The organism is Kitasatospora sp. NPDC018619, from assembly GCF_044391605.1.
GTDB lineage: Bacteria > Actinomycetota > Actinomycetes > Streptomycetales > Streptomycetaceae > Kitasatospora.
Window position 1 is genome coordinate 277,236 of sequence record NZ_JBISAI010000004.1, and the last position, 21,547, is coordinate 298,782.

At 73.4% G+C, this 21,547-nt stretch carries 16 protein-coding genes and 1 rRNA gene; 10 read left to right on the forward strand and 7 right to left on the reverse strand.

The window, feature by feature from the left end; genetic code table 11:
* Positions 1 to 37 precede the first annotated feature (37 nt).
* Entirely contained in the window at positions 38 to 439 is a 402-nt protein-coding gene (locus tag ACH5AR_RS08450) for a hypothetical protein (protein ID WP_396300582.1), read from the forward strand.
* 68 nt (positions 440 to 507) lie between these two features.
* On the opposite strand, the gene ACH5AR_RS08455 is transcribed toward ACH5AR_RS08450, so the two are convergent.
* The 5 genes from ACH5AR_RS08455 to ACH5AR_RS08475 form a co-directional block, all read right to left on the reverse strand.
* Positions 508 to 2,619: a transglycosylase domain-containing protein gene (locus tag ACH5AR_RS08455; RefSeq protein WP_396300583.1), complete on the reverse strand. Its 2,112-nt coding sequence runs from the start codon at positions 2,617 to 2,619 to the stop codon at positions 508 to 510.
* A 398-nt stretch (positions 2,620 to 3,017) separates the two neighbouring features.
* On the reverse strand, positions 3,018 to 3,941 hold the full coding sequence (locus ACH5AR_RS08460; RefSeq protein ID WP_396300584.1) for a transporter substrate-binding domain-containing protein: 924 nt from the start codon (positions 3,939 to 3,941) through the stop codon (positions 3,018 to 3,020).
* Between the two features lie 41 nt (positions 3,942 to 3,982).
* Entirely contained in the window at positions 3,983 to 4,549 is a 567-nt protein-coding gene (locus tag ACH5AR_RS08465; protein ID WP_396300585.1) for a hypothetical protein, read from the reverse strand.
* Positions 4,550 to 4,559: 10 nt separating this feature from the next.
* The gene (locus ACH5AR_RS08470; protein ID WP_396300586.1) at positions 4,560 to 4,922 is read right to left on the reverse strand and encodes a hypothetical protein; all 363 of its coding nucleotides are present in this window, start codon (positions 4,920 to 4,922) and stop codon (positions 4,560 to 4,562) included.
* A 116-nt stretch (positions 4,923 to 5,038) separates the two neighbouring features.
* Positions 5,039 to 5,620: a YceI family protein gene (locus tag ACH5AR_RS08475; protein ID WP_396300587.1), complete on the reverse strand. Its 582-nt coding sequence runs from the start codon at positions 5,618 to 5,620 to the stop codon at positions 5,039 to 5,041.
* Between the two features lie 156 nt (positions 5,621 to 5,776).
* Between ACH5AR_RS08475 and ACH5AR_RS08480 the strand changes: the two genes are divergently transcribed.
* Together ACH5AR_RS08480 and aspS are read left to right on the forward strand one after the other, a co-directional pair.
* Positions 5,777 to 6,130: a UBP-type zinc finger domain-containing protein gene (locus tag ACH5AR_RS08480; protein WP_396300588.1), complete on the forward strand. Its 354-nt coding sequence runs from the start codon at positions 5,777 to 5,779 to the stop codon at positions 6,128 to 6,130.
* A gap of 173 nt (positions 6,131 to 6,303) precedes the next feature.
* Positions 6,304 to 7,611 carry an aspartate--tRNA(Asn) ligase gene (gene aspS, locus ACH5AR_RS08485; protein WP_396300589.1) on the forward strand — a complete coding sequence of 436 codons (1,308 nt, stop codon included), beginning with the start codon at positions 6,304 to 6,306 and terminating at the stop codon, positions 7,609 to 7,611.
* Between the two features lie 339 nt (positions 7,612 to 7,950).
* Here the strand turns inward: aspS and ACH5AR_RS08490 are convergent, their stop codons facing one another.
* Both ACH5AR_RS08490 and rrf read right to left on the reverse strand, forming a co-directional pair.
* Positions 7,951 to 8,664: an IclR family transcriptional regulator gene (locus tag ACH5AR_RS08490; protein WP_030246527.1), complete on the reverse strand. Its 714-nt coding sequence runs from the start codon at positions 8,662 to 8,664 to the stop codon at positions 7,951 to 7,953.
* A 188-nt stretch (positions 8,665 to 8,852) separates the two neighbouring features.
* Positions 8,853 to 8,969: ribosomal RNA gene (gene rrf, locus ACH5AR_RS08495) — 5S ribosomal RNA — on the reverse strand.
* A 359-nt stretch (positions 8,970 to 9,328) separates the two neighbouring features.
* Between rrf and ACH5AR_RS08500 the strand changes: the two genes are divergently transcribed.
* The 7 genes from ACH5AR_RS08500 (at position 9,329) to ACH5AR_RS08530 (ending at position 21,533) form a co-directional block, all read left to right on the forward strand.
* Positions 9,329 to 10,117: a response regulator transcription factor gene (locus ACH5AR_RS08500; protein ID WP_396300590.1), complete on the forward strand. Its 789-nt coding sequence runs from the start codon at positions 9,329 to 9,331 to the stop codon at positions 10,115 to 10,117.
* An 11-nt stretch (positions 10,118 to 10,128) separates the two neighbouring features.
* Entirely contained in the window at positions 10,129 to 11,628 is a 1,500-nt protein-coding gene (locus tag ACH5AR_RS08505) for a sensor histidine kinase (protein WP_396300591.1), read from the forward strand.
* Positions 11,629 to 11,847: 219 nt separating this feature from the next.
* On the forward strand, positions 11,848 to 13,206 hold the full coding sequence (locus ACH5AR_RS08510) for an oxygenase MpaB family protein (RefSeq protein ID WP_396300592.1): 1,359 nt from the start codon (positions 11,848 to 11,850) through the stop codon (positions 13,204 to 13,206).
* Between the two features lie 360 nt (positions 13,207 to 13,566).
* Positions 13,567 to 15,111 (forward strand): cytochrome ubiquinol oxidase subunit I, encoded by a 1,545-nt coding sequence (locus tag ACH5AR_RS08515; RefSeq protein WP_396300593.1) that lies wholly within the window; start codon positions 13,567 to 13,569, stop codon positions 15,109 to 15,111.
* A gap of 34 nt (positions 15,112 to 15,145) precedes the next feature.
* On the forward strand, positions 15,146 to 16,171 hold the full coding sequence (gene cydB / locus ACH5AR_RS08520) for a cytochrome d ubiquinol oxidase subunit II (RefSeq protein WP_396300594.1): 1,026 nt from the start codon (positions 15,146 to 15,148) through the stop codon (positions 16,169 to 16,171).
* Between the two features lie 4 nt (positions 16,172 to 16,175).
* Complete coding sequence (gene cydD, locus ACH5AR_RS08525; RefSeq protein WP_396300595.1) at positions 16,176 to 19,673, forward strand: thiol reductant ABC exporter subunit CydD; 3,498 nt, start codon at positions 16,176 to 16,178, stop codon at positions 19,671 to 19,673.
* A gap of 57 nt (positions 19,674 to 19,730) precedes the next feature.
* Positions 19,731 to 21,533: a GAF domain-containing protein gene (locus ACH5AR_RS08530; RefSeq protein ID WP_396300596.1), complete on the forward strand. Its 1,803-nt coding sequence runs from the start codon at positions 19,731 to 19,733 to the stop codon at positions 21,531 to 21,533.
* The last annotated feature ends 14 nt before the right edge of the window (positions 21,534 to 21,547 follow it).

Consider the following 21,547-nt stretch of genomic DNA (forward strand, 5'->3'; position numbering starts at 1 on the left):
AGCGTCGTTCCCACAACGACTCGGAGGGGGAAGAACCATGGCGACCACGACCGGCCGGGCCGACTTCACCACGGTGAAGCGGTGCGTCCTGCTCTTCGGCGCGGGCGGCGCCGTCGTCCTCGGCACCGTCGCGGCGACGGCGGCCGCCGGGCACACCGCGACGCCGTTCATGTGGATCCGCGGCGTGCTCCTCCCCGCGCTCGCCTGCTTCCTCCACCACCTGGCCACCCGCGCCGCCGCCGGCTCGTACCGGCCCTTCGACCGCTTGCGCACCCTGGCCACCGTGCTGCCGGTGGCCGTCATCGCGGTCGACGCGATCCCCGGCCTCTGCCCGCTCTGGTACGCGGTGCTCCAGGGCCTCTCCGCGCTCCCCCTCGTCGCCGTCGCCGTCCTCACCCGTACCGCGGCCCTGAAGTCCGCCTTCGCCGAGGCGGGTTGACCGGCCCGGGAGACGGCGCCGCCCCGCCGAGCGGGAGCCCGGCGGGGCGGCGTGCGGGGAAAGCGCCGTCAGGGCTGCGCGGGGTCGGGTGCGCCGGCGGTGGCCGGGCCGCCCGGGGTGGCGGGCGGGGCGGTGGCGGCGCCGGTGCTGCCCGGGGTGGTCCGGGGGGCCGGGTCGGGGATGTCGGCCATCGGCAGGGACTGCTTGGGGGTGCCGCGCAGGGCCTGGTTCATGGCGTCGCGCCAGATCGGGCCGGGGCCGTCGGCGCCGAACACCTCGGTGCGGTACTTGCCGTTGATGGTGATGTTGCGCATCTCGACGCCGCCCTTGGGGCCGCCGAGCCAGACGGCGGTGGCGAGCTGCGGGGTGTAGCCGTTGAACCAGGCGGCCCGCTTGCGGTCCGAGGTGCCCGTCTTCCCGGCGATCTGCCGGTTGTCCTCCAGGCTGAGCGCCGCGCCGGTGCCGTTGTTCTCGGTGACGCCGTTGAGGACGGTGTTCAGCGCCCGCGCCGTCGAGTCGGAGAACACCTTCTCGCAGTGGCCGGCCGGGACGGGGACGTCCTTGCCCTCCACGGTGGTGATCCGGTCGATGGCGACCGGCGCACAGTGGGTGCCCTGGGCGGCGAAGGTCGCGTAGACGTTCGCCATGGTCAGCGGGCTCATCTCCTCGACGCCCAGGGCCATCGCGGGGACCTCCTCCAGGGGCTTGCCGCTGGCCTTGGTGCTGATGCCCAGCTTGTTGGCCATCTGCTTGACCGCGCAGAGGCCGATCTCCTGCTCCATCTGGACGAAGTAGGTGTTGACCGAGAGCGCCATCGCCTGCTTCAGCTGGTACGGGCCCTTCTCGCTCGCGGACTCGTTGGGCACGACCGTCTTCGGCCGGGCCTCGTTCTTCCAGGTCCCCTCGCAGGTCTTCATCGTCGGGTACTCGAGCTTGTTCGGGGACGAGTACTCCTGGGTCGCCGGGACACCGGCCTCCAGCGCCGCGGCCGCGACGACCGGCTTGAAGGTGGAGCCGGGCTGGAAGCCGTTGCCGCCGCCCATCGCCGCGTCGACGTTGAGGTTGACGACGGTCTGGTTCTTCTCCTCCTGGAGGCCGTAGGGGCGGGTCTGGGCCATGGCGAGGATCTTGCCGGTGCCGGGCTCGACCATCGAGACGGCGGCGGAGACGCTGTCGGTGACGCGCACGTTGCTGCTCACCGCGTTCTGGGCGGCGGCCTGCTTGTCCGGGTCCAGCGTGGTGTAGATGTTCAGGCCGCCGGTGTTCCAGACCTTCTTGCGCTCCTCGGCGCTCTGGCCGAACACCGGGTCCTGCTTGACCACGTGGCGGACGTAGTCGCAGAAGAAGCCCATGCCGGCCTGGGCGGTGATGCAGCCGTTCTGCGGGGCCCTGAAGTTGAGGCCGAGCGGGGCGGCCTTGGCCTCCTGGGCCTGCTCGGGGGTGATGTGCTTGTTCTCGAGCATCTTGTCGACCACGACGTTGCGCCGCTTGACCGTGGCGTCGGGGTAGCGCACCGGGTCGTACTGGGACGGGTTCTGGACCAGCCCGGCGAGCATCGCCGCCTCGGCGACGGTCAGGTCCTTGTTGCTCTTGCCGAAGTAGCGCTGGGAGGCGGCCTCCACGCCGTAGGCGCCGTTCCCGTAGTACGTGATGTTGAGGTAGTTGGTGAGGATCTGCTCCTTGGGCACCTCCTCCTCCAGCTTGACGGCGACCTTCAGCTCCTGGATCTTGCGGCCCAGGGTCTTGCGCTGGGCCTCCAGGACGGCGTCCCGGTCGTCCCCGGCCTTCTCCACGTTGACGTTCTTCACGTACTGCTGGGTCAGCGTGGAGGCGCCCTGCGCGGTGGTGCCGCTCTCGGCGTTCTTGCTGATGGCCCGCAGCACGCCCTTGAGGTCGACGGCGCCGTGCTCGTAGAAGCGGGCGTCCTCGATGTCCACCTGGGCGTGCCGCATGAACGGCGACATCTGGTCGGCGGGGATGACGGTGCGGTCGCGCTCGTAGACCTTGGCGATCAGGCCGCCCTTGGCGTCGAAGATCTGGGTGGCCTGGGTGAGCGGTGGGGTCTTGAAGTCGGAGGGGACGTCCTCGAACCCCTCCGCCGTGTTCTTGGCCGTCAGTCCGATGCCGCCAGCGACGGGTAGCGCGAGCCCGGCCAGCAGCACACCGGACACGACGCTCACCCCCAGGAAGGTCGCACCGAGGCGGGCCAGCCGGAGCGGGGCCCTGCGGGACGGCCGGGGGCCCGCTTCCTCCGAGGAACTCCATATCGAGGGGACGTTCGATTCCATTCCGGAATGCTAACCCTTGGAAGTCCCTGGTCGAACGGCTTTTCCGGCGCGGCTGTCACGGCTGTGCAACAGCTTTCGGAAGTCGCCCCTGACAAGTCAAGTCGCATACGAACTGAGAGCGCGGGCCCGAATCGGAAATCCCCTCCGGTCCGGTCCGCCCCGCCGGTGCCTCCCCTCCCTGCGCCGGGTCCCACCCGTTGGATGCCGCGCGGGGGGCGAAACGTTGCACGGCCGGGGCGACCGGTTCCCACCGGCCGGGCGCGGGCCGGGGCCTGCGGACGGGCGGGTGCTCAGCTGCAGCTGGAGTACTGGTCCACCTCGGTGTTCCCGTCGGGCCGGTACTCGTTGGCGAAGCGGCCGGGGAGGGCGTCCTCGATGCTGGGGAGATTGTCGTGGAACCGCTGCATCCATTCCTCCCGGAGGAACGCCTTCAGGTGTTGCACCACTTGCCGACAGACGTCCCGGTGGCCTTTCTGGATGCCGATTCCGTAGTAGTTGATCGACCCGAAGGTGAGGGGCAGGACCTTCAGCTGGCCGGGGAAGAGCTGGGTGAACCCGTAGAGGACCGCGGCGTCGGTGTAGACGGCGTCCGCCTGCTGGTCGCCCTTGCGCAGGTCGTCCACGCAGGTGGAGAAGTCCGCGCGGGAGTAGAGGGAGCCGGCCAGCAGGGTGTCCGGGGTCGGGAGGGCGGTGGAGGCCATGCCGGCCGCGGAGGTGGAGCCCGTCGCGGTGCAGATGTGCTTCTTCGCGACGTCCCCGGGCTTGGTGAACCTCGTCTCCCCCGCGCGGACGAGCAGCGCCTGCGAGGTCTTCAGGTAGGGGCCGGCGAAGTCCACCTGGGCCTTGCGCTCCGGCGTGATCGAGTAGGAGGCGATGACGAACTGCACGTCCCCGTTCTTCAGCTTCTCCTCACGCTGGTCCGAGGGGACGTCGACGAGGTTCGGGGTGAAGCCCATCTTCTTGCCCAGGTACATCGCCAGGTCGTAGTCGAACCCGCTGTTGTGGTAGTTGTCCTTCTGGTTGAGGCCGGGCTGGTCGTTCTTCACCCCGATGTTCACGTGGCTGCCGAGCCACGCCTGCTGCGTCGCCGACGTCGTGGCGGCGGGCTGCGGCGGGGCGGTGCGGCCCCCGCCGTCGCAGCCGGCCAGCAGGGCCGTCGCGGCCAGGGCGCACAGGACGAGGCGCCGGCCCGTGCCGTTGACGAGTGTGTGCACGCGTCCCCCAGGTGGATGGGATCGGATGGGTCGCCGGAGTCTCACGCCACCGTGGCGGAGAGGTTCAGCCGGCACCCGGGGTCGTCGTTCTCGACGGTCGCCAGGACGGTGACCCTCCCCGAGCCGCGGGGGAGCGTGACCCGGAACTCCTCGGCCTCCTTCCGGACGTCCAGGGACCCCCCGGCCGAGTCGTGGGCACTGAGCCGGCTGCCCGGCACGCAGTTGGTGGCCGGGCTGGTGTCGCGCAGGCCGATCAGGAGGGCCGCCGGCGGGTGCCGGGCCGGGACCTCCAGGGTGATCAGGGCCGGACCGGTGCCGGTGGTCATGGACTGGTTCTGCTGGACGTCCCGGATCAGGACGGGGCCCGGCGGCCGGGGCCGCAGGACGGCCGCCGCCGTGAGCGCCGCCCCCACCGCCAGCAGGAGCACCAGCAGCACCGGCACCGCCTTCGGCCCCGGTTTCGGGCGCGGGGGCACCACCCAGATGTTCTGGTTCCCGCTGCCGCTGTGGCTGGCCGTCTGGCCGGCGGTGTGGATGGTGGTGTCGTGGGAGGGCCGGGGCGGTTCGGAGGGGAGGCCCCCGGGCCCCGGCGGGGGGTTCGCGGCCATGGGCGGAGGGTCAGAAGGTGATGTGCTGGTCGCCGCTGCCGCTGTGGTTGACCATCTTCCCGTTGTTGACGATGGTGGTGGTGTTGGTGTCCTTCTCCGTCAGCGCCTCGGCCAGCCGCTGGAGGTCCGGGGCGGCGTCGCCGATCCGCCAGAGCCCGAGGATCCGCCGCTGGTCCTCCTCCGAGAAGCCCTCCCCGCCGTCCGGCAGCGGCAGGGCCGCGCGGAGCTGCTCCAGTTCGGTGTCCTCCTCGACCCGGTCCACCGCCCGGTGCCTCGACAGGATCGCCTGGACCCGGTCCCGGATCGTGCTCCAGCCGGCGTTCACCATGAGGGTGACCAGCGCGTTCATTCCGGCGGCGATCGTGTCGTCCATCGTCAACTCCCCCTCGGATCAACAAGGTTGGCATATCATACGGCAGTCGAACGACACGGGTGGGGCGATCGGGCCATTCGTGGGGTCCGCCGGCCGCGGCGTCCGGGGGTCGGTGGTCAGCCTGTGCCGCCCTGCTCCGGGGCGCTCTCCAGGACGGCCTCGACATCCACCGTGACGTCCACCAGGTCGCCGACCACCGTGCCGCCGCGGTCCACCACGTCGTTCCAACTCACGCCGAAGTCCTGGCGGTTGATCCGGGTGCGAGCGGTGAACCCGGCCCGCCGCCGGGGGCCCAGGTCGCGTCCGTCCTCCCACCACGGGGTGTCCCACTGGCCCAGGTAGCTCACGTCGAAGGTGACCGGGCGGGTCACGCCGCGGATGGTGAGCCGCCCCGTGACCTCGAAGCCGCTCGCGCTCACCCGGTGGACCCGTGATCCGACGAAGTGCCAGGTCGGGTGGTGCTCGACGTCGAAGAAGTCGGCGCTGCGCAGGTGCGCGTCCCGCTCGGGCGAGCCGGTGTACACCTGGGTCGCGTCGACGGCCGCCTCGACCCTGGCCCGCTCCGGGGCGTCCGGGTCGACCTCCAGGGAGCCGTGCACGTTCTTGAGCTGGCCGCGCACGTAGGTGACCATCATGTGCCGGGCCCGGAACTCCGCCCCGGTGTGGCTGGGCTCGAAGAACCATTTCGTGGTGGCCATGGCGACTCCGTGGGCTGGTGCCGGTGGTGCCCCGAGCCCCCTGCGGTCCAGGGTAGGACGAACCCGCCCCGCGGTCCCTCCACGCCCCCGGACTGGCAGCACCCGCGCCGCCGGGCCAGGCTGGTGGGGACGGACCGCCCAGCCGAGGAGGCAGGTATGACCGGCGAGCCGATCCCGGGAATCGACCCCACCGCGGTGCCCAGCGGCGACGGCTGCGCGGAGTGCCTGGCCGGCGGCGGCTGGTGGTTCCACCTGCGGCGCTGCGCGGCCTGCGGCCACATCGGCTGCTGCGACTCCTCGCCCGGCCGGCACGCCACCCGGCACGCCCGCGAGGCCGGCCACCCGTTCCTGGTCAGCTTCGAGCCCGGCGAGGACTGGTTCTGGAACCTGGAGACCGGCGCGTACTACGAGGGCCCGCCGCTGGCACCGCCCACGGCCCACCCGGTCGACCAGCCGACCCCGGGCCCCGCCGGGAAGGTCCCCGCCGACTGGCAGGACCGGCTGCACTGACGGGCCCGCCCCGGCGGCCGCCGGGGCCCGCTCCCCGGGGCCCCGTCGGCGGGCGGAAAACCGGGCGACTCCCCCGGGCTTGATCGACTACGGTGAACGAGCCCAGGGCGGCCGTCTACCGCCCGTCGACGTGGCGCGACCAACGCGCCCGCACAGCCGGGGAGTTCCCTGTCATGACGCGCACCCTTGTCGCAGAGCTGCCCGCACGCCTCGGAGAGACGGTCACCGTCCACGGGTGGGTCGACACGCTCCGGCTCCAGCGGCGCATCCAGTTCGTCCTGGTCCGCGACCACACCGGCCTCGTGCAGGTCACCCACCCGCGCGGTGGGCAGGGCGACGCCATCGAGGCCGCCTTCGACGGCGTGACGGTCGAGTCCGCCGTCAGGATCACCGGCCGGGTGGTGGCCGCCCCGCAGGTCAGGCTCGGCGGTCTGGAGATCGTCCCGACCCGGGTGGAGGTCGTCTCGCCGGCCGAGCCGAAGCTGCCGATCGACGAGCGCACGGGGATCGACCAACGGCTGGACTGGCGGTTCCTCGACATCCGGCGCCCCTCCCGGCACCTGGTCTTCGACGTCCAGACGACCGTCGAGCGGGCGATGCGCGAGGTGACGGCCGAGGAGGGCTTCACCGAGCTGCACACGCCCAAGCTGATGGGGACGGCCTCCGAGTCGGGCGCCGAGGTGTTCGAGGTCGGCTACTTCGGCCGCACCGCCTACCTCGCCCAGTCCCCGCAGTTCTACAAGCAGATGGCCATCGCCGGGGGCATCGACCGGGTCTTCGAGATCGGGCCGGTGTTCCGGGCCGAGCCGTCCTTCACCTCCCGGCACGCCACCGAGTTCACCGGGGTGGACGCCGAGATCGCCTGGGTCGACGGGGTCGAGGACGTGATGGCCTTCGAGGAGCGGATGCTGCACCGCGTCCTGGCCGCCGTCGCCGAGCGCCACGGAGCGGCGGTCGCCGAGCACTTCGGTACGGAGGTGGTCGTCCCGGCGCTGCCCTTCCCCCGGATCACCATGGCCGGGGCACTGGCCGCGCTCCGGGCCACCGGCTGGGACCCGCAGGGCGTCAGGGAGGACCTCGACCCCGAGGGCGAGCGGGCGCTGTCCGCCCTGGTCGCCGAGGAGACCGGGCACGAGTTCGTCTTCGTCACCCGGTTCCCGGCCTCGGTGCGGCCGTTCTACCACCTGCGGCCGGAGGACGACCCGAGCGTCACCGAGTCCTTCGACCTGCTGTGGAAGGGCGTGGAGATCACCACCGGCGCCCAGCGCGAACACCGGTACGACCGCCTCGTCGCCCAGGCCCGGGAGAAGGGCATGGACACCGGCCCGCTCTCCGGGTACCTCGACTGCTTCCGCTACGGCACCCCGCCGCACGGCGGGTTCGGCCTGGGGCTCGGCCGGCTGCTGATGCTCGCCCTGGGCCTGCCGTCGATCCGTGAGGCCACGTTCCTCTTCCGGGGCCCGCACCGGCTGGAACCGTAGGCCGGCGCCTTCGCGGGCGGAGGTGAATCCGGGCGGGTGGCGCTCCGCCCGGGAAATGCCGGCCGGGGGCATTCCGGCCGGGGGCATGCCCGGCGGCCCGCTGCATTCCCATCCGGCGCATTCCCATCCGGCGCATTCCGGGCGGGCGCATTCCGGTGCGGCGCATTCCGGCCCGGGGTTTTCCGTCCCGGGGAAGGGCCCGGGAAATCCGCGTCCCGGAACCGCCGGACGGAAAGCGCGGAAGTGCGGGCAGCCCCGGAACGCGCGGGAGGCCCGAACGCCGAAGGGCCGCGCCGGAGGAGGTCGTCCCCGGTCGCGGCCCTTCCGGCCGTACCCCCGTCAGCTGCGGCGGAGGGCTTCGGTGAGCCGGTTGGCGGCTTCGATGATGGCCTGGGCGTGCAGGCGGCCCGGGTGACGGGTCAGCCGCTCGATGGGGCCGGAGACGGAGACGGCGGCCACCACGCGGTTGGAGGGCCCGCGGACGGGAGCGGAGACGGACGCGACGCCCGGCTCCCGCTCGCCGATGGACTGGGCCCAGCCGCGACGGCGGACGCCGCTGAGCGCGGTGGCGGTGAAGCGGGCGCCCTGGAGGCCTCGGTGGAGGCGCTCGGGCTCCTCCCAGGCCAGCAGGACCTGGGCGGCGGAGCCGGCCTTCATCGGCAGGGTGCTGCCGACCGGGACGGTGTCGCGCAGGCCGGAGAGTCGTTCGGCGGCGGCGACGCAGATGCGCATCTCGCCCTGACGGCGGTAGAGCTGCGCGCTCTCTCCGGTGACGTCGCGCAGGTGGGTGAGGACGGGGCCCGCGGTGGCGAGCAGTCGGTCCTCGCCGGCGGCGGCGGAGAGCTCGGACAGGCGGGGGCCGAGGATGAAGCGGCCCTGCATGTCACGGGTGACCAGGCGGTGGTGTTCGAGTGCGACGGCGAGTCTGTGGGCGGTGGGGCGCGCCAGACCGGTGGCGGCGACCAGCCCCGCCAGCGTGGCGGGGCCCGACTCCAGTGCGCTGAGCACCAGAGCGGCCTTGTCGAGAACGCCGACGCCGCTAGTGTTGTCCATAGCATGATATTGCAGTCTCAGGTAGCGAGACGCAAGTCCGTTTCGGCGTCCGTCATCCTCTCGGATGCCCGCAAAGTGCCTCTTCCGGGACTCGGCGTCTCATATGACGGACGGAGGGGGGCGGCGGCGGAAAAACGGAAAAAGCCCCTGCCGTGTCACTGTCGGACACGGCAGGGGCCGTAAGAAGAATTCGGCGGCGTCCTACTCTCCCACAGGGTCCCCCCTGCAGTACCATCGGCGCTGAAAGGCTTAGCTTCCGGGTTCGGAATGGAGCCGGGCGTTTCCCTCTCGCTATGACCACCGAAATGATCGGGCCGGGCAATTGCTCGAAAGCACTGCCTTCGCCTCGGGGTAAATCATAGCAGGCGGAAAACCGGAAGAGCCGGGGCCGGTCCGCGGTGCCGGGGCGCCCGGCGGTGCGGCCGGCCGGTCGGGTCCGGAGTGCCATGGAGGAGTGCGGCGCAGCCGGCACGGCGCATGGCGCAGCGCGCGCTCCCCGGCCGTCGTGTTCACGCCCGTGCGCACACCACCCACCCCGCCGCTGGGCGCCGGGCGCCCAGAAACCGACCGATAAGGTGTTAATCCAACATTCATCCATGCCGCATAGCCTCCGGGGGCTAGCCTCATGCTGAACGTCATCGTCCGACCGGGAGGCGAAAGCCCCGTGCAAGGCACTGTCACCACACCAGGCGGCCCCACGGCGGCCGGGGGCCAGGGCGAAGCGTTCCTGCTCGTCGTGGACGACGAGCCCAACATCCGCGAACTGCTCTCCGCCTCGCTGCGCTTCTCCGGCTTCCGCGTCGCCTCCGCCGCCACCGGCACCGAGGCGCTCGAACTCGTCGCCGCCGAGCGCCCGGACCTGGTCGTGCTCGACGTGATGCTCCCCGACCTCGACGGCTTCACCGTCGTGGAGAGGCTGCGCGAGCGCACCAGCCGCGGACAGATAGCCGGGCCGGCCCACGGCCACCCCGGCGACCACCTGCCGGTGCTCTTCCTCACCGCCAAGGACGGCGTCGGCGACAAGGTGCAGGGCCTGGCCGCCGGCGCCGACGACTACGTCACCAAGCCGTTCAGCCTGGAGGAGCTGATCGCCCGGATCCGCGCCATCCTGCGCCGGGCCGGCGGGCCCGCCGAGGACGGCCGGCTGGTCGTCGCCGACCTCAGCCTCGACCCGGTCGCCCACGAGGTCACCCGGGGCGGCGCCCCGGTCTCGCTCTCCCCGACCGAGTTCAAGCTGCTGCACTACCTGATGGCCAACGTCGGCCGGGTGGTCTCCAAGTCGCAGATCCTCGACCACGTCTGGGCCTACGACTTCGGCGGGGACCTCTCCATCGTCGAGTCGTACATCTCCTACCTGCGCCGCAAGCTCGACTCCGGCCCGACGCACGGCCCCAAGCTGATCCACACCGTGCGCGGCATCGGCTACGTCCTGCGCCGCCCCCCGCAGGGCTGACCGGCCCGCCCGTGTCCGCCCGGTTCTCCTCCCGGCTGTCGCTGCGCGTCCGGCTGCTGGTGCTCGTCCTCGCGCTGGTCGCCACCGGGCTCGCGGTCAGCGACACCTTCGTGCTCGGCACCGTGCGGAGCCAGCTGGTGCAGCAGCTGGACGAGCAGCTCCAGCGGTACGGGCTGCCGCTCTCCCGCAAGCCCCCGAGCCAGCTGACCGCGCAGGCCGCCGGGCGGCCCGCCGTCACCGCCCGGAAGGTCAGCCTGCCCAGCCAGTACCTGGTGCAGTACCTCTCCTCGGACGGCAAGGTCCAGGCCGTGATGCGCCAGCCCGTCTCGGACAGCGACCCGGCGCCCCAGCTGGCCGGGCTGGACCCGGCCCGGACCGCCCCCGACGTCCCCTTCGACCTGCCCGACCAGCGCGGCCGGCACAGCTGGCGGGTCCTGGTGCTGCCGCTCCAGCCGCCCCGCGGACAGGCCCCCGGCCCCAGCGCGTACGCCTCGCCGGAGGTCACCCCGAGCCACGTCATGGTGGCCGTCTCCCGCGAGGACATCGACGCCACCATCGGCAAGCTGAGCACCTCCTTCCTGGCCATCGGCGGCGGCGTCCTGGTGCTGATCGCCGCCCTCGGCTTCTTCGCGGTACGGGCCGGGCTGCGGCCGCTGCGCCGGATCGAGGCGGGCGCCGAACGGATCGCGGCCGGCGAGCTGTCCCACCGGATGCCGGAGCTCTCCCCGGGCACCGAGGTCGGCCGGCTGTCGACCGCGCTCAACGGGATGCTCACCCAGATCGAGGCGGCCTTCGCGGCCCGCGCCGAGTCCGAGGCCCGGATGCGGCGCTTCGTCGCGGACGCCTCGCACGAGCTGCGCACCCCGTTGGCCGGCATCCGCGGCTTCGCCGAGCTGTACCGGATGGGCGCGCTGCCCACCGAGGCCGACGTCAAGCGGACCATGACCCGGATCGAGAGCGAGGCCGACCGGATGGGCGCCCTGGTCGAGGACCTGCTGGTGCTCGCCCGGCTGGACGAGGAGCGCCCGCTCGACCTCGCCCCGATGGACCTGCGCACCCTCGCCGCCGACGCGCTGCACGACCTCACCGCCCTCGACCCGAGCCGCCCCGTCGCGCTCACCGGCCCGGGCGGCACCGGCGCGCCCGGCGCCGCACCCGTCGTCGGCGACGAGGCGCGGCTGCGGCAGGTGGTCACCAACCTGGTCGGCAACGCCGTCAAGCACACCCCGGCCGGCACCCCCGTCCGGATCGGCGTGGGGGCCGGCCCCGGCGGCATCTGCCTGCTGGAGGTCGCCGACTCCGGCCCCGGCCTCACCGAGGAGCAGGCCCAGCGGGTCTTCGACCGCTTCTTCCGGGCCGACGCCTCCCGCAGCCGCGACAACGGCGGCGGGGCCGGCCTCGGGCTCGCCATCGCCACCGCCCTCACCCGGGCCCACGGCGGCACCCTCACCCTGCGCACCGCCCCCGGCGAGGGCGCCACCTTCCGCGTCGAGCTCCCCCGCCAGCGCTGACCGGCCGCTCCCGGGGCCGCCCTCCCCGATCGGGTGAACCGGAAGCCGTTCGCCCGCCCGTCGCCCCGGTCGTGTGCGACCGTTCGGTCGTCGCTCGTGCGGAATCGCGCGAGCCGACGACACCGAACGGGAAGTGGGGTGTCCGCATGAGCGAGGCCGTGGTCCCCGAGGGGCCCGCCGAGGGGATCGTGACCGGTCCGCGCGCCACCGGCGGGCGCCGTGGCTGAGCGCCCGGCGTCGTTCAGGCGGGACCTGTCCCAGTGGCGGATCCTGCTGGTCGCCTGGCGGCTGTTGGTGCTGCAGGCGGCCGATCCGGTGGTGTCGGCCGGGATGGTCGAGCACTCGACGTACCGGGCGCACCCGTGGCGGCGGGTGGAGCACACGCTGGGCAGCGGGCGGCGGCTGTTCTACCAGGACGCGGAGACGCTGCGCCGGGAGGTCGCCCGGCTGGAGCGGGCGCACAAGCGGATCCGGGGGACGGGGCCGGACGGGCGGCCGTACGACGCCCGGGACGCGGGCACCAGGGCGTGGGTGCTGCTGACGCTCTTCGAGTGCGTGGTCGCCATGCGCAGGCTGGGCGGGGACCCGTACGACGCCGGGCAACTGGAGGCGGCGTACGCGGAGTTCCGCGGGGTGGTCGCCGCCTTCGGGCTTCCCGAGGGCGCACTCCCGGGCACGGCGGGGGAGTTGCCGGCCTACTTCGCCCGGTACGCGCGGGAGCGGCTGGAGTTCACCGAGGCGGCCCGCTACCTGCTGGACGACCTGCTGCGCGAGGCGCCCCGGCCGCGCCGGCTCCGCTTCCTCGGCGACGCGGGCTGGCGGGTGGTGCGGCTGGTGGTCGCCCGGACGATCCGCGCGCTGACGGTGGCGGACCTGCCCCCGGTGGTGCGGGAGCGGTTCGGGCTGGTCCGCACCCGGCGGGCCGCGCTGCTGTCCGCCGTGCTGCACCGCGGCGCCGGCGCCGTCGTGCCCCGGCTGCCGGAGCGGCTGCGCTACCGCTCCCCGGAGCCGTCCCGGCCGAGGTTCCGCCGGCCGGAGCGGGACGGCCGCGGCCCCCGGCTGGACCGGTTCTTCCGCGAGGTGCTGGACCAGACCGGCGACGGCTTCGTCACGGTGCACGACCTGCGCGCGATGGCGCACAACGTCTGCTGGCAGCTGGAGCTGGACGAGGCCGGCGAGGCCCGGGTGTACGAGGCCTTCGACAGCTGGTGGGAGCAGCTGCGCGCGGTGATGGACGCCGACGGGGACGGCAGGGTGAGCCAGGAGGAGTTCGTGGCGGCCACCCTGGCCGGCTGCGACCGGGACGAGGCCTACCTGGAGCGGGGGCTGCTCCCGGCGCTGCGGGCGCTGTTCGCCGCGGCCGACGCCGACGGCAGCGGCTTCCTGGAGTTCGACGAGTACCGGGCGCTGTTCGGCGGGGCCCGGGTGCACCCGGCGGAGCTGTCGCACGGTTTCCGCCGGCTGGACGCCGACGGGGACGGCCGGATCACCCGGGAGGAGTTCCTCGCGGGGTTCACCGGGTTCTTCACGGCCCGCGCCGGCTCCGCCCCGGGCACCGAGCTGCTCGGCCGCGCCTGAGGACGGGCCTGAGGACGGGCCGTTAGCACGCGGGCCGGTCCGGGGCGACCGGCCCGCGCGGCTGTCAAGCGCCGGTTCGGCCAACAACGCCCGGCCGTGCGCCCGGTCGTTCGTTGCCCCCGACCGGGGCGGATCCGCAGACTGTCCGCACCGCTCCGCGGACCGTGACGCATCACACAGCACTCCGAACCCCACCCCACCTGCGATTCCTCCGTAAGGATGGGGGATACTGCTCCTTGTGAACGTGTTCACGTTCACAAGCGGACAAGCTTGCGTGGGTACGCAACGGTCTACGGCTACAGGTGAAGTTTGTCCGGAAGATGCCCGTCCTCACGCGGGCAGGTTGGGAGAGAGGGCGACGTGGAACTGGCAATCGCTCACGAGACCATCGCGCGCTGGCAATTCGGCGTCACCACCGTCTACCACTTCCTCTTCGTCCCGCTCACGATCAGCCTGGCCGCGATCGTGGCCGGCCTGGAGACCGCCTGGGTGCGGACGAACAAGGAGAAGTACTTCCACGCCACCAAGTTCTGGGGGAAGCTCTTCCTGATCAACATCGCGATGGGCGTCGTCACCGGGATCGTCCAGGAGTTCCAGTTCGGCATGAACTGGTCCGACTACTCCCGCTTCGTCGGTGACGTCTTCGGCGCCCCGCTCGCGATGGAGGCGCTGATCGCCTTCTTCTTCGAGTCCACCTTCATCGGCCTGTGGATCTTCGGCTGGGACAAGCTGCCCCGGAAGATCCACTGTGCCTGCATGTGGATGGTCGCGCTGGGCACCGTGCTCTCGGCCTACTTCATCCTGGCCGCCAACTCCTGGATGCAGCACCCCGTCGGCTACGCGATCGAACCGGCCACCGGCAAGGCCCAGCTGACCGACGTCGTCCGGGTGCTGTTCCAGAACACCACCCTCGTGGTCGTCTTCCACACCCTGACCGCCGCCTTCCTCACCGGTGCGGCCTTCGTCGTCGGCATCGCCTCCTTCCACCTCTGGAAGGCCAAGCGCAAGCCGGAGACCGCCGACCCGAAGAAGACCGCCGCGATGCGCACCTCGCTGCGGCTCGGCCTGGTGCTCGCGGTGGTCTTCGGCGCTGGCACCGCGCTCAGCGGCGACACCCTGGGCAAGGTCATGTTCGAGCAGCAGCCGATGAAGATGGCCGCCGCCGAGGCGCTCTGGGAGACCCAGTCGCCGGCGCCGTTCTCGGTCTTCGCGGTCGGCGACGTCGGCAAGGGCCACAACTCGGTCGCCCTGGAGATACCCGGGGTGCTCTCCTTCCTCGCCCACAACGACTTCAGCTCGTCCGTCCCCGGCATCAACGACACCGCCGCCGCCGAGGCCGCCCAGCACGGCGGCAACCCCCGGGACTACATCCCGAGCATCTTCGTCACCTACTGGGGCTTCCGCCTCATGATCGGCTTCGGGATGACCTCCTTCGTGGCCGGCCTGATCGGCCTGTGGACCACCCGGAAGAAGCTCTTCCTGCGCCCGGAGTTCCGCACCGGCGAGACCGAGGTGCCCCGGCTGATGCTCACCCCCACGCGCGAACTGGGGCCGCTGCTGACCAAGTGGAGCTGGCGGATCGGCATCCTGACCATGGGCTTCCCGCTGATCGCCAACAGCTTCGGCTGGATCTTCACCGAGATGGGCCGCCAGCCCTGGGCCGTCTTCGGGCTGATGACCACGGCCAGCGCCGTCTCCCCCAACGTCGGCGTCGGCACCCAGATCGGGGCGCTGTGCACCTTCACCGCGCTGTACGCGGTCCTGGCGGTCATCGAGGTCCGGCTGCTGGTCAAGTACGCCAAGGCCGGCCCGGTGGTGACCGAGCAGCCGCCCGCCACGGACCCGTCGTTGCGCGGACCGTCCTCGGACGAGGACGCCGACAAGCCGCTCGCCTTCGCCTACTGAGGCGCCGGGACCACCGGGGAACTGAGGATCTGACATGCAACTCCACGACGTCTGGTTCGTGCTGATCGCGGTCCTGTGGATCGGCTACTTCTTCCTGGAGGGCTTCGACTTCGGGATCGGCGTGCTGACCAAGGCACTGGCCCGCAACACCACCGAGCGGCGGGTGCTGATCAACACCATCGGCCCGGTCTGGGACGGCAACGAGGTCTGGCTGCTGACCGCCGGCGGCGCCACCTTCGCGGCCTTCCCGGACTGGTACGCGACGCTCTTCAGCGGCTTCTACATCCCGCTGCTGGCCATCCTGGTCTGCCTGATCATCCGCGGCGTGGCCTTCGAGTACCGGCACAAGCGCGACGGCGAGCGCTGGCAGCGGAACTGGGAGGAGGCCATCTTCTGGACCTCCCTGCTCCCGGCCTTCCTCTGGGGCGTGGCCTTCGCCAACATCGTGCGCGGCGTGGACATCGACGCCCGGAAGAACTACACGGGCACCCTCTGGGACCTGCTGAACCCGTACGCGCTGCTCGGCGGCCTGGTGACGCTCGCCCTGTTCACCTTCCACGGCTCGGTGTTCGCCGCGCTCAAGACCGTCGGCGGGATCAGCGACCGGGCGCGGACGGCCGCGCTGTGGTCCGGCCTCGCCACCGCCGTGCTGGCCCTGGCCTTCCTGGGCTGGACCCAGCTCGACCACGGCAACGGCCGCAGCCTGGCCGCGGCGGCCGTCGCGGTGCTGGCCCTGCTCGGCGCCCTCGCGGCCAACCGACTGCGGCGCGACGGCTGGGCGTTCACGTTCTCCGGGCTGACCATCGTGGCCGCGGTCGCGATGCTCTTCCTGGCGCTCTTCCCGGACGTCATGCCCTCCACCCTCAACCCCGAGTGGAGCCTGACCGTCAGCAACGCGGCGTCCTCGCCGTACACGCTGAAGGTGATGACCGTGGTGGCGGCGGTCTTCACCCCGCTGGTGCTGCTCTACCAGGGCTGGACGTACTGGGTGTTCCGCAAGCGGATCGGCGTCCAGCACATCCCCGGGCACGACCCGGCCACCCGGCTCGACCAGGGCTGACGCGATGAAGCCGGTCGACCCCCGACTCCTCGGGTACGCCCGCACCACCCGGGCCTTCCTCGCCGGATCCGTGCTGCTCGGCGCGGTCGGCGCGGCCCTGGTGGTCGCCCAGGCGAGTCTGGTCGCCGAGATCGTCGTCCGCGCCTTCCAGCGCGGGGCGACGCTCGGCGAGCTGACCACACCGCTGCTGCTGCTCGCCCTGACGGCGGTCGGGCGCGGGCTGGTCGGCTGGCTCACCGAACTCACCGCCCACCGGTCCGTCGCCCGGGTGAAGTCCACCCTGCGGCGCCGGCTGCTCGACCACGCCACCGCGCTGGGCCCGTCCTACCTGGCGGGCCGGCGCACCGGCGAACTCACCACCCTCGCCACCCGCGGCATCGACGCCCTGGACGACTACTTCGCCCGCTACCTGCCGCAGCTGGCGCTGGCCGTGGTCGTCCCGGTGATCGTGCTGCTGCGGATCGTCGGCGCCGACTTCACCTCGGCCGCGGTCATCGCCGGGACGCTGCCGCTGATCCCGCTGTTCATGGTGCTGATCGGGATGGCCACCCAGTCCCGGATGGACCGGCAGTGGAACACCCTCTCCCGGCTCTCCCACCACTTCCTGGACGTGGTCGCCGGGCTGCCCACCCTCAAGGTGTTCAACCGGGCGCGCGCCCAGGCGGCCACCATCGCCCGGATCACCGCCGACTACCGCCGGGCCACCCTGCGCACCCTGCGGATCGCCTTCGTCTCCTCCTTCACCCTGGAGCTGCTCTCCACCCTGTCCGTCGCGCTGGTCGCCGTCACCGTCGGCTTCCGGCTGGTCGACGGCACGCTCGACCTGGAGACCGGGCTGCTGATCCTGGTGCTCGCCCCCGAGGTCTACTTCCCGATCCGCCAGGTCGGCGCGCTCTACCACTCCAGCGTCGAGGGGCTGACCGCCGCCGACGAGCTGTTCCGGGTGCTGGAGACCCCGCTGCCGGCCGCCGGCACCCGCCCGGCACCGGACCTCGCGGGTGCCGTGATCGCCGCCGAGGGCCTGACCGTCCGGCACCCCGGGCGCACCGAGCCCGCCCTGGACGACGCCGCACTGACCCTCCCGCCGGGCTCCAGCACCGCGCTCACCGGCCCCAGCGGCGCCGGCAAGTCGACCCTGCTGGCCGTGCTGCTCGGCCTCACCGCCCCCTCGGCGGGCACCGTCCGGATCACCGGTGCCGACGGCCGCACCCACGACCTGGCCGACCTGGAGCCGGCGAGCTGGCGGCGGCAGATCGCCTGGGTGCCGCAGCACCCCCACCTGTTCGCCGGGACGGTCGCCGAGAACCTGCGGCTCTACCGGCCGGAGGCCACCGACGGGCAGCTCTGGGCGGCGCTGCGGGCCGCGCACGCGCTCGACTTCGTGACCGACCTGGCGGCCTGCCTGGGGGAGGACGGCGCCGGGCTCTCCGCCGGGCAGCGCCAGCGCCTCGCGCTCGCCCGGGTGCTGCTCGCCGACGACCGGCCGCTGGTGCTGCTGGACGAGCCGACCGCCAACCTGGACGGCGCCTCGGAGGCGGCCGTGGTGGACGCCGTCCGGGCGCTGGCCGCCGACCCCTCGCGCACCGTGCTGGTGGTCGCCCACCGGCCGGCCCTGCTGGCCGTCGCGGACCGGCGGGTCCGGCTGGCGGGACCGCCCGCCCTCCCGGCCGCCGCGCCGGTCGCCCCGCTCGCCCACAGCGGCGGGCCCACCCCCGCCCCGGAGGCCCCCGCTCCCGCCGACGAGCCCGCCGCCGAGGGCGGCAGCACCCCCCGGCTGGCGCTGTCGATCCTGCTCGGCGCGCTCGCCCTCGGCTGTGCCGTCGCCCTGATGGCCACCTCCGGCTACCTGATCTCCCGGGCCTCCGAGATGCCGCCGGTGCTGTACCTGATGATGGCCGTCACGTCCGTGCGGGCCTTCGGCATCGGCCGCAGCGTCTTCCGCTACGCCGAGCGGCTGGTCTCGCACGACGCGGTGCTGCGCACCCTCGGCACCCTGCGGGCCGCCGTCTACCGGCGGCTGAGTGCGCTGGCCCCGGCCGGGCTGCCCGCCTTCCGGCGCGGGGACCTGCTCTCCCGGCTGGTCGCCGACGTGGACGCGATCCAGGACCACTACCTGCGCTGGCGGCTGCCGGCCGCGGTGGCCGGCCTGGTCGCGCTGGCGGCGACGGCGGCGACGGCCGCCTTCCTGCCCGCCGCCGGGCTGGTGCTCGGGCTCGGGCTGCTGCTCGCGGGTGTGCTGGTGCCCGCGCTGGCCGCCCGCTGGTCGGCCGGCGCCGAGCGGCGCCAGGCCCCGGCGCGCGGACGGCTGGCCACCGCCGTGGTGGACGCCTTCACCGGCACCGCCGAGCTCACCGTGGCCGGCGCGCTGCCCGCCCGGCTGGCCGCCGTCCGCACCGCCGACGCCGCGCTGACCGGGCTGGCCGCCCGCTCGGCCGCCACCACGGCGCTCGGCACCGGGCTGATCACCCTGCTCACCGGGCTGACCGTGGCCGCCGCGGCCGCCGTCGGCGTCCAGGGGGTGCGCGACGGACAGCTGGCGCCGGTCTGCCTGGCCGTGGTGGTGCTGACCCCGCTGGCCGCCTTCGAGGCCGTCACCGGGATGCCGCTCGCCGTCCAGGCGCGCCAGCGCAGCCGCGCCGCGCGGGCCCGGCTGGACGAGGTGCTGGACGCTCCGGAGCCCGTCGCCGAGCCCGCCGAACCGGTGGCGCTGCCCGGGCGGCCGCTGCCCGTCGCGGTGCGCGGCCTGACCGTACGGCACCCCGGGCAGTCGGCGGACGCCCTGGTCGGGGTGGACCTCGACCTCGCGGCGGGCCGCCGGATCGCCGTGGTCGGCCCGTCCGGCTCCGGCAAGACCACCCTCGCCCAGGCGCTGCTGCGCTTCCTGGAGCCGAGCGCCGGGACGGTGCGGTTCGCCGCCGACGGCCCGGGGGCGGTGGACGGCCGGGCGCTGGCGGGGGAGTCCGTCCGCCGGGTGATCGGGCTCTGCGCCCAGGACGCCCACGTCTTCGACAGCTCGCTGCGGGAGAACCTGCGGCTGGCCCGGCCGGACGCCGGGGAGGAGGAGCTGCGCGCCGCGCTGGCCGCCGCCCGGCTGCTGGAGTGGACCGAGGGGCTGCCGGACGGCCTGGACACCATGGTCGGCGAGCACGGCGCCCGGCTCTCCGGCGGCCAGCGCCAGCGGCTGGCGCTCGCCCGGGCGCTGCTCGCGGACTTCCCGGTGCTGGTCCTGGACGAGCCGGCCGAGCACCTCGACCTGCCCACCGCGGACGCGCTGACCGCCGACCTGCTGGCCGCCACCGCGGGCCGCAGCACCGTGCTGATCACCCACCGGCTGGCCGGGCTGGACGACACCACGGTGGACGAGGTGCTGGTGCTGGACGGCGGGCGGGTGGCCGAGCGGGGCCGCTGGTCGGAGCTGGTCGCGGACCCGGACGGGCGGCTGCACGCGATGTGGCGGCGGGAGCGGGAGGCGGACGGGCTGCTGGAGCCGGTGGGGCGCTGAGGGCGGCCCCGGTCGCGCCCCCCTTCGACTGAAAAGCGTACAAACTAGGCTTTCTCCATGGACCCCACGCCGGACCTTCCCGAGGCCACTGCCGAGCCGACACCCCATCGGGTGCCCGAGATCGCCTCGCTCGGGCTGGACACGCTGGTCACCGAGGTCGCCGAGCGCCTGCAGTCGGCCGCCGCCGTCACCGACCGGATGCAGCGGCTGCTGGAGGCGGTGGTCTCGATCGGGGCCGGGCTGGACCTGCACGCCACCCTGCACCGGATCGCCCTGGGCGCGGCTGAACTGGTCGACGCCCGGTACGCGGCGCTCGGCGTGATCGCCCCCGGCGGCACCGGCCTGGCCGACTTCATCCACGTCGGGGTCGACGACGACACCGCCGCCGAGATCGGCGAGCTGCCGGCCGGCCGGGGCATCCTCGGCGCGCTCATCGACCGCCCCGAGCCGCTGCGGCTGACCGACCTGGGCGCCGACCCGCGCTCCACCGGCTTCCCCCCGCACCACCCGTGCATGAAGACCTTCCTGGGCGTGCCGATCCGGGTCCGCGCCGAGGTGTTCGGCAACCTCTACCTCACCGAGAAGAAGGGCGGCGGCGCCTTCACCCCCGAGGACGAGCAGGTGGTGCACGCCCTCGCCGCGGCGGCCGGCGTGGCCATCGAGAACTCCCGGCTGTACGAGGAGGGCCGCCGCCGCGAACGCTGGATCGCCGGCGCCGCCGCCGTCACCACCGCCCTGCTCTCCGCCGAGCAGGCCGAGACGGCGCTGACCGTCGCGGCCGAGCAGGTCCGGGAGCTGGCGGACGCCGCCCTCGGCATGATCCTGCTGCCGACCGGCCCGGAGGGCGACGGGCAGATGAGGGTCGCGCACGCCTCCGGTGAGCTGGCCGAGTTCGTCCGCGGCGAGCTGCTGCCCAGGGAGAGCTTCGCGGCGCGGCTGCTCGCGGGGGAGAGCGTCTACCTGGACGACATGTCCAGCGATCCGACCGTGGTGATCCGGCTGGCCCGCCGCTTCGGCCCGTCCATGGCCGTGCCGATGGTCGCCGCGGGGCGGGTGCTCGGCGGGCTCTGCGTCTGGCGCCCCACCGGCGCGGTGCCGTTCACCGACACCGAGAAGCAGCTCGCCGAGACCTTCGCCTCGCAGGCCGCGCTCGCCCTGCGGCTCGCCGAGGGCCAGCGCGACCAGCAGCGGCTGGCCGTCTTCCAGGACCGCGACCGGATCGCCCGCGACCTGCACGACCTGGTGATCCAGCGGCTGTTCGCCACCGGGATGATGCTGGAGAGCGCCGCCCGGCGGGCCGTCGTCCCGGAGGTGAAGGTCGGCATCGGCAAGGCCGTGGACGAGCTGGACGCCACCATCCAGGAGGTCCGCACCACGATCTACGCGCTCCAGCACGACAACCACGGCGACGCGCCGGACACCCTGCGCACCCGGGTGCTGCGGGAGGCCAGCCAGGCCGCGGCCGCGCTCGGCTTCAAGCCCTCGGTGAGCTTCGTCGGGCCGGTGGAGAGCCTGGTCGGCGAGAAGACCGGCCGTCAACTACTGGCTGCGCTGCGCGAGATGCTCTCCAACACGGCCCGGCACGCGCGCGCCTCCCGGGTCGGTGTGGAGATCGACGCGACCGCCCACTTGGACGAGGACGGCCGGCCGGTGGGCGGCGACCCGGAGTCGCTGGACCAGGGCGGGCGGCCCGGCGTGCTGCTCACCGTGACGGACGACGGCGTGGGCATCCCGGAGGGCGGACGGCGCAGCGGCCTGCTCAACCTCACCCGGCGGGCCGAGGCGCTCGGGGGCGACGCCTGGCACGAGAGCGGGCCGTACCGCAAGGGGACGATGGTGCGCTGGACGGCCCGCCTCTGAGCGCTCCGGCCTGC

Excerpts from the sequence above, each read along its gene's own strand:
- ACH5AR_RS08450 (WP_396300582.1), top strand. The coding sequence starts at position 38 with ATGGCGACCACGACCGGCCGGGCCGACTTCACCACGGTGAAGCGGTGC.
- ACH5AR_RS08465 (WP_396300585.1), bottom strand. The coding sequence starts at position 4,549 with ATGGCCGCGAACCCCCCGCCGGGGCCCGGGGGCCTCCCCTCCGAACCG.
- ACH5AR_RS08470 (WP_396300586.1), bottom strand. The coding sequence starts at position 4,922 with ATGGACGACACGATCGCCGCCGGAATGAACGCGCTGGTCACCCTCATG.
- ACH5AR_RS08475 (WP_396300587.1), bottom strand. The coding sequence starts at position 5,620 with ATGGCCACCACGAAATGGTTCTTCGAGCCCAGCCACACCGGGGCGGAG.
- ACH5AR_RS08480 (WP_396300588.1), top strand. The coding sequence starts at position 5,777 with ATGACCGGCGAGCCGATCCCGGGAATCGACCCCACCGCGGTGCCCAGC.
- aspS (WP_396300589.1), top strand. The coding sequence starts at position 6,304 with ATGACGCGCACCCTTGTCGCAGAGCTGCCCGCACGCCTCGGAGAGACG.
- ACH5AR_RS08490 (WP_030246527.1), bottom strand. The coding sequence starts at position 8,664 with ATGGACAACACTAGCGGCGTCGGCGTTCTCGACAAGGCCGCTCTGGTG.
- cydB (WP_396300594.1), top strand. The coding sequence starts at position 15,146 with ATGCAACTCCACGACGTCTGGTTCGTGCTGATCGCGGTCCTGTGGATC.
- cydD (WP_396300595.1), top strand. The coding sequence starts at position 16,176 with ATGAAGCCGGTCGACCCCCGACTCCTCGGGTACGCCCGCACCACCCGG.
- ACH5AR_RS08530 (WP_396300596.1), top strand. The coding sequence starts at position 19,731 with ATGGACCCCACGCCGGACCTTCCCGAGGCCACTGCCGAGCCGACACCC.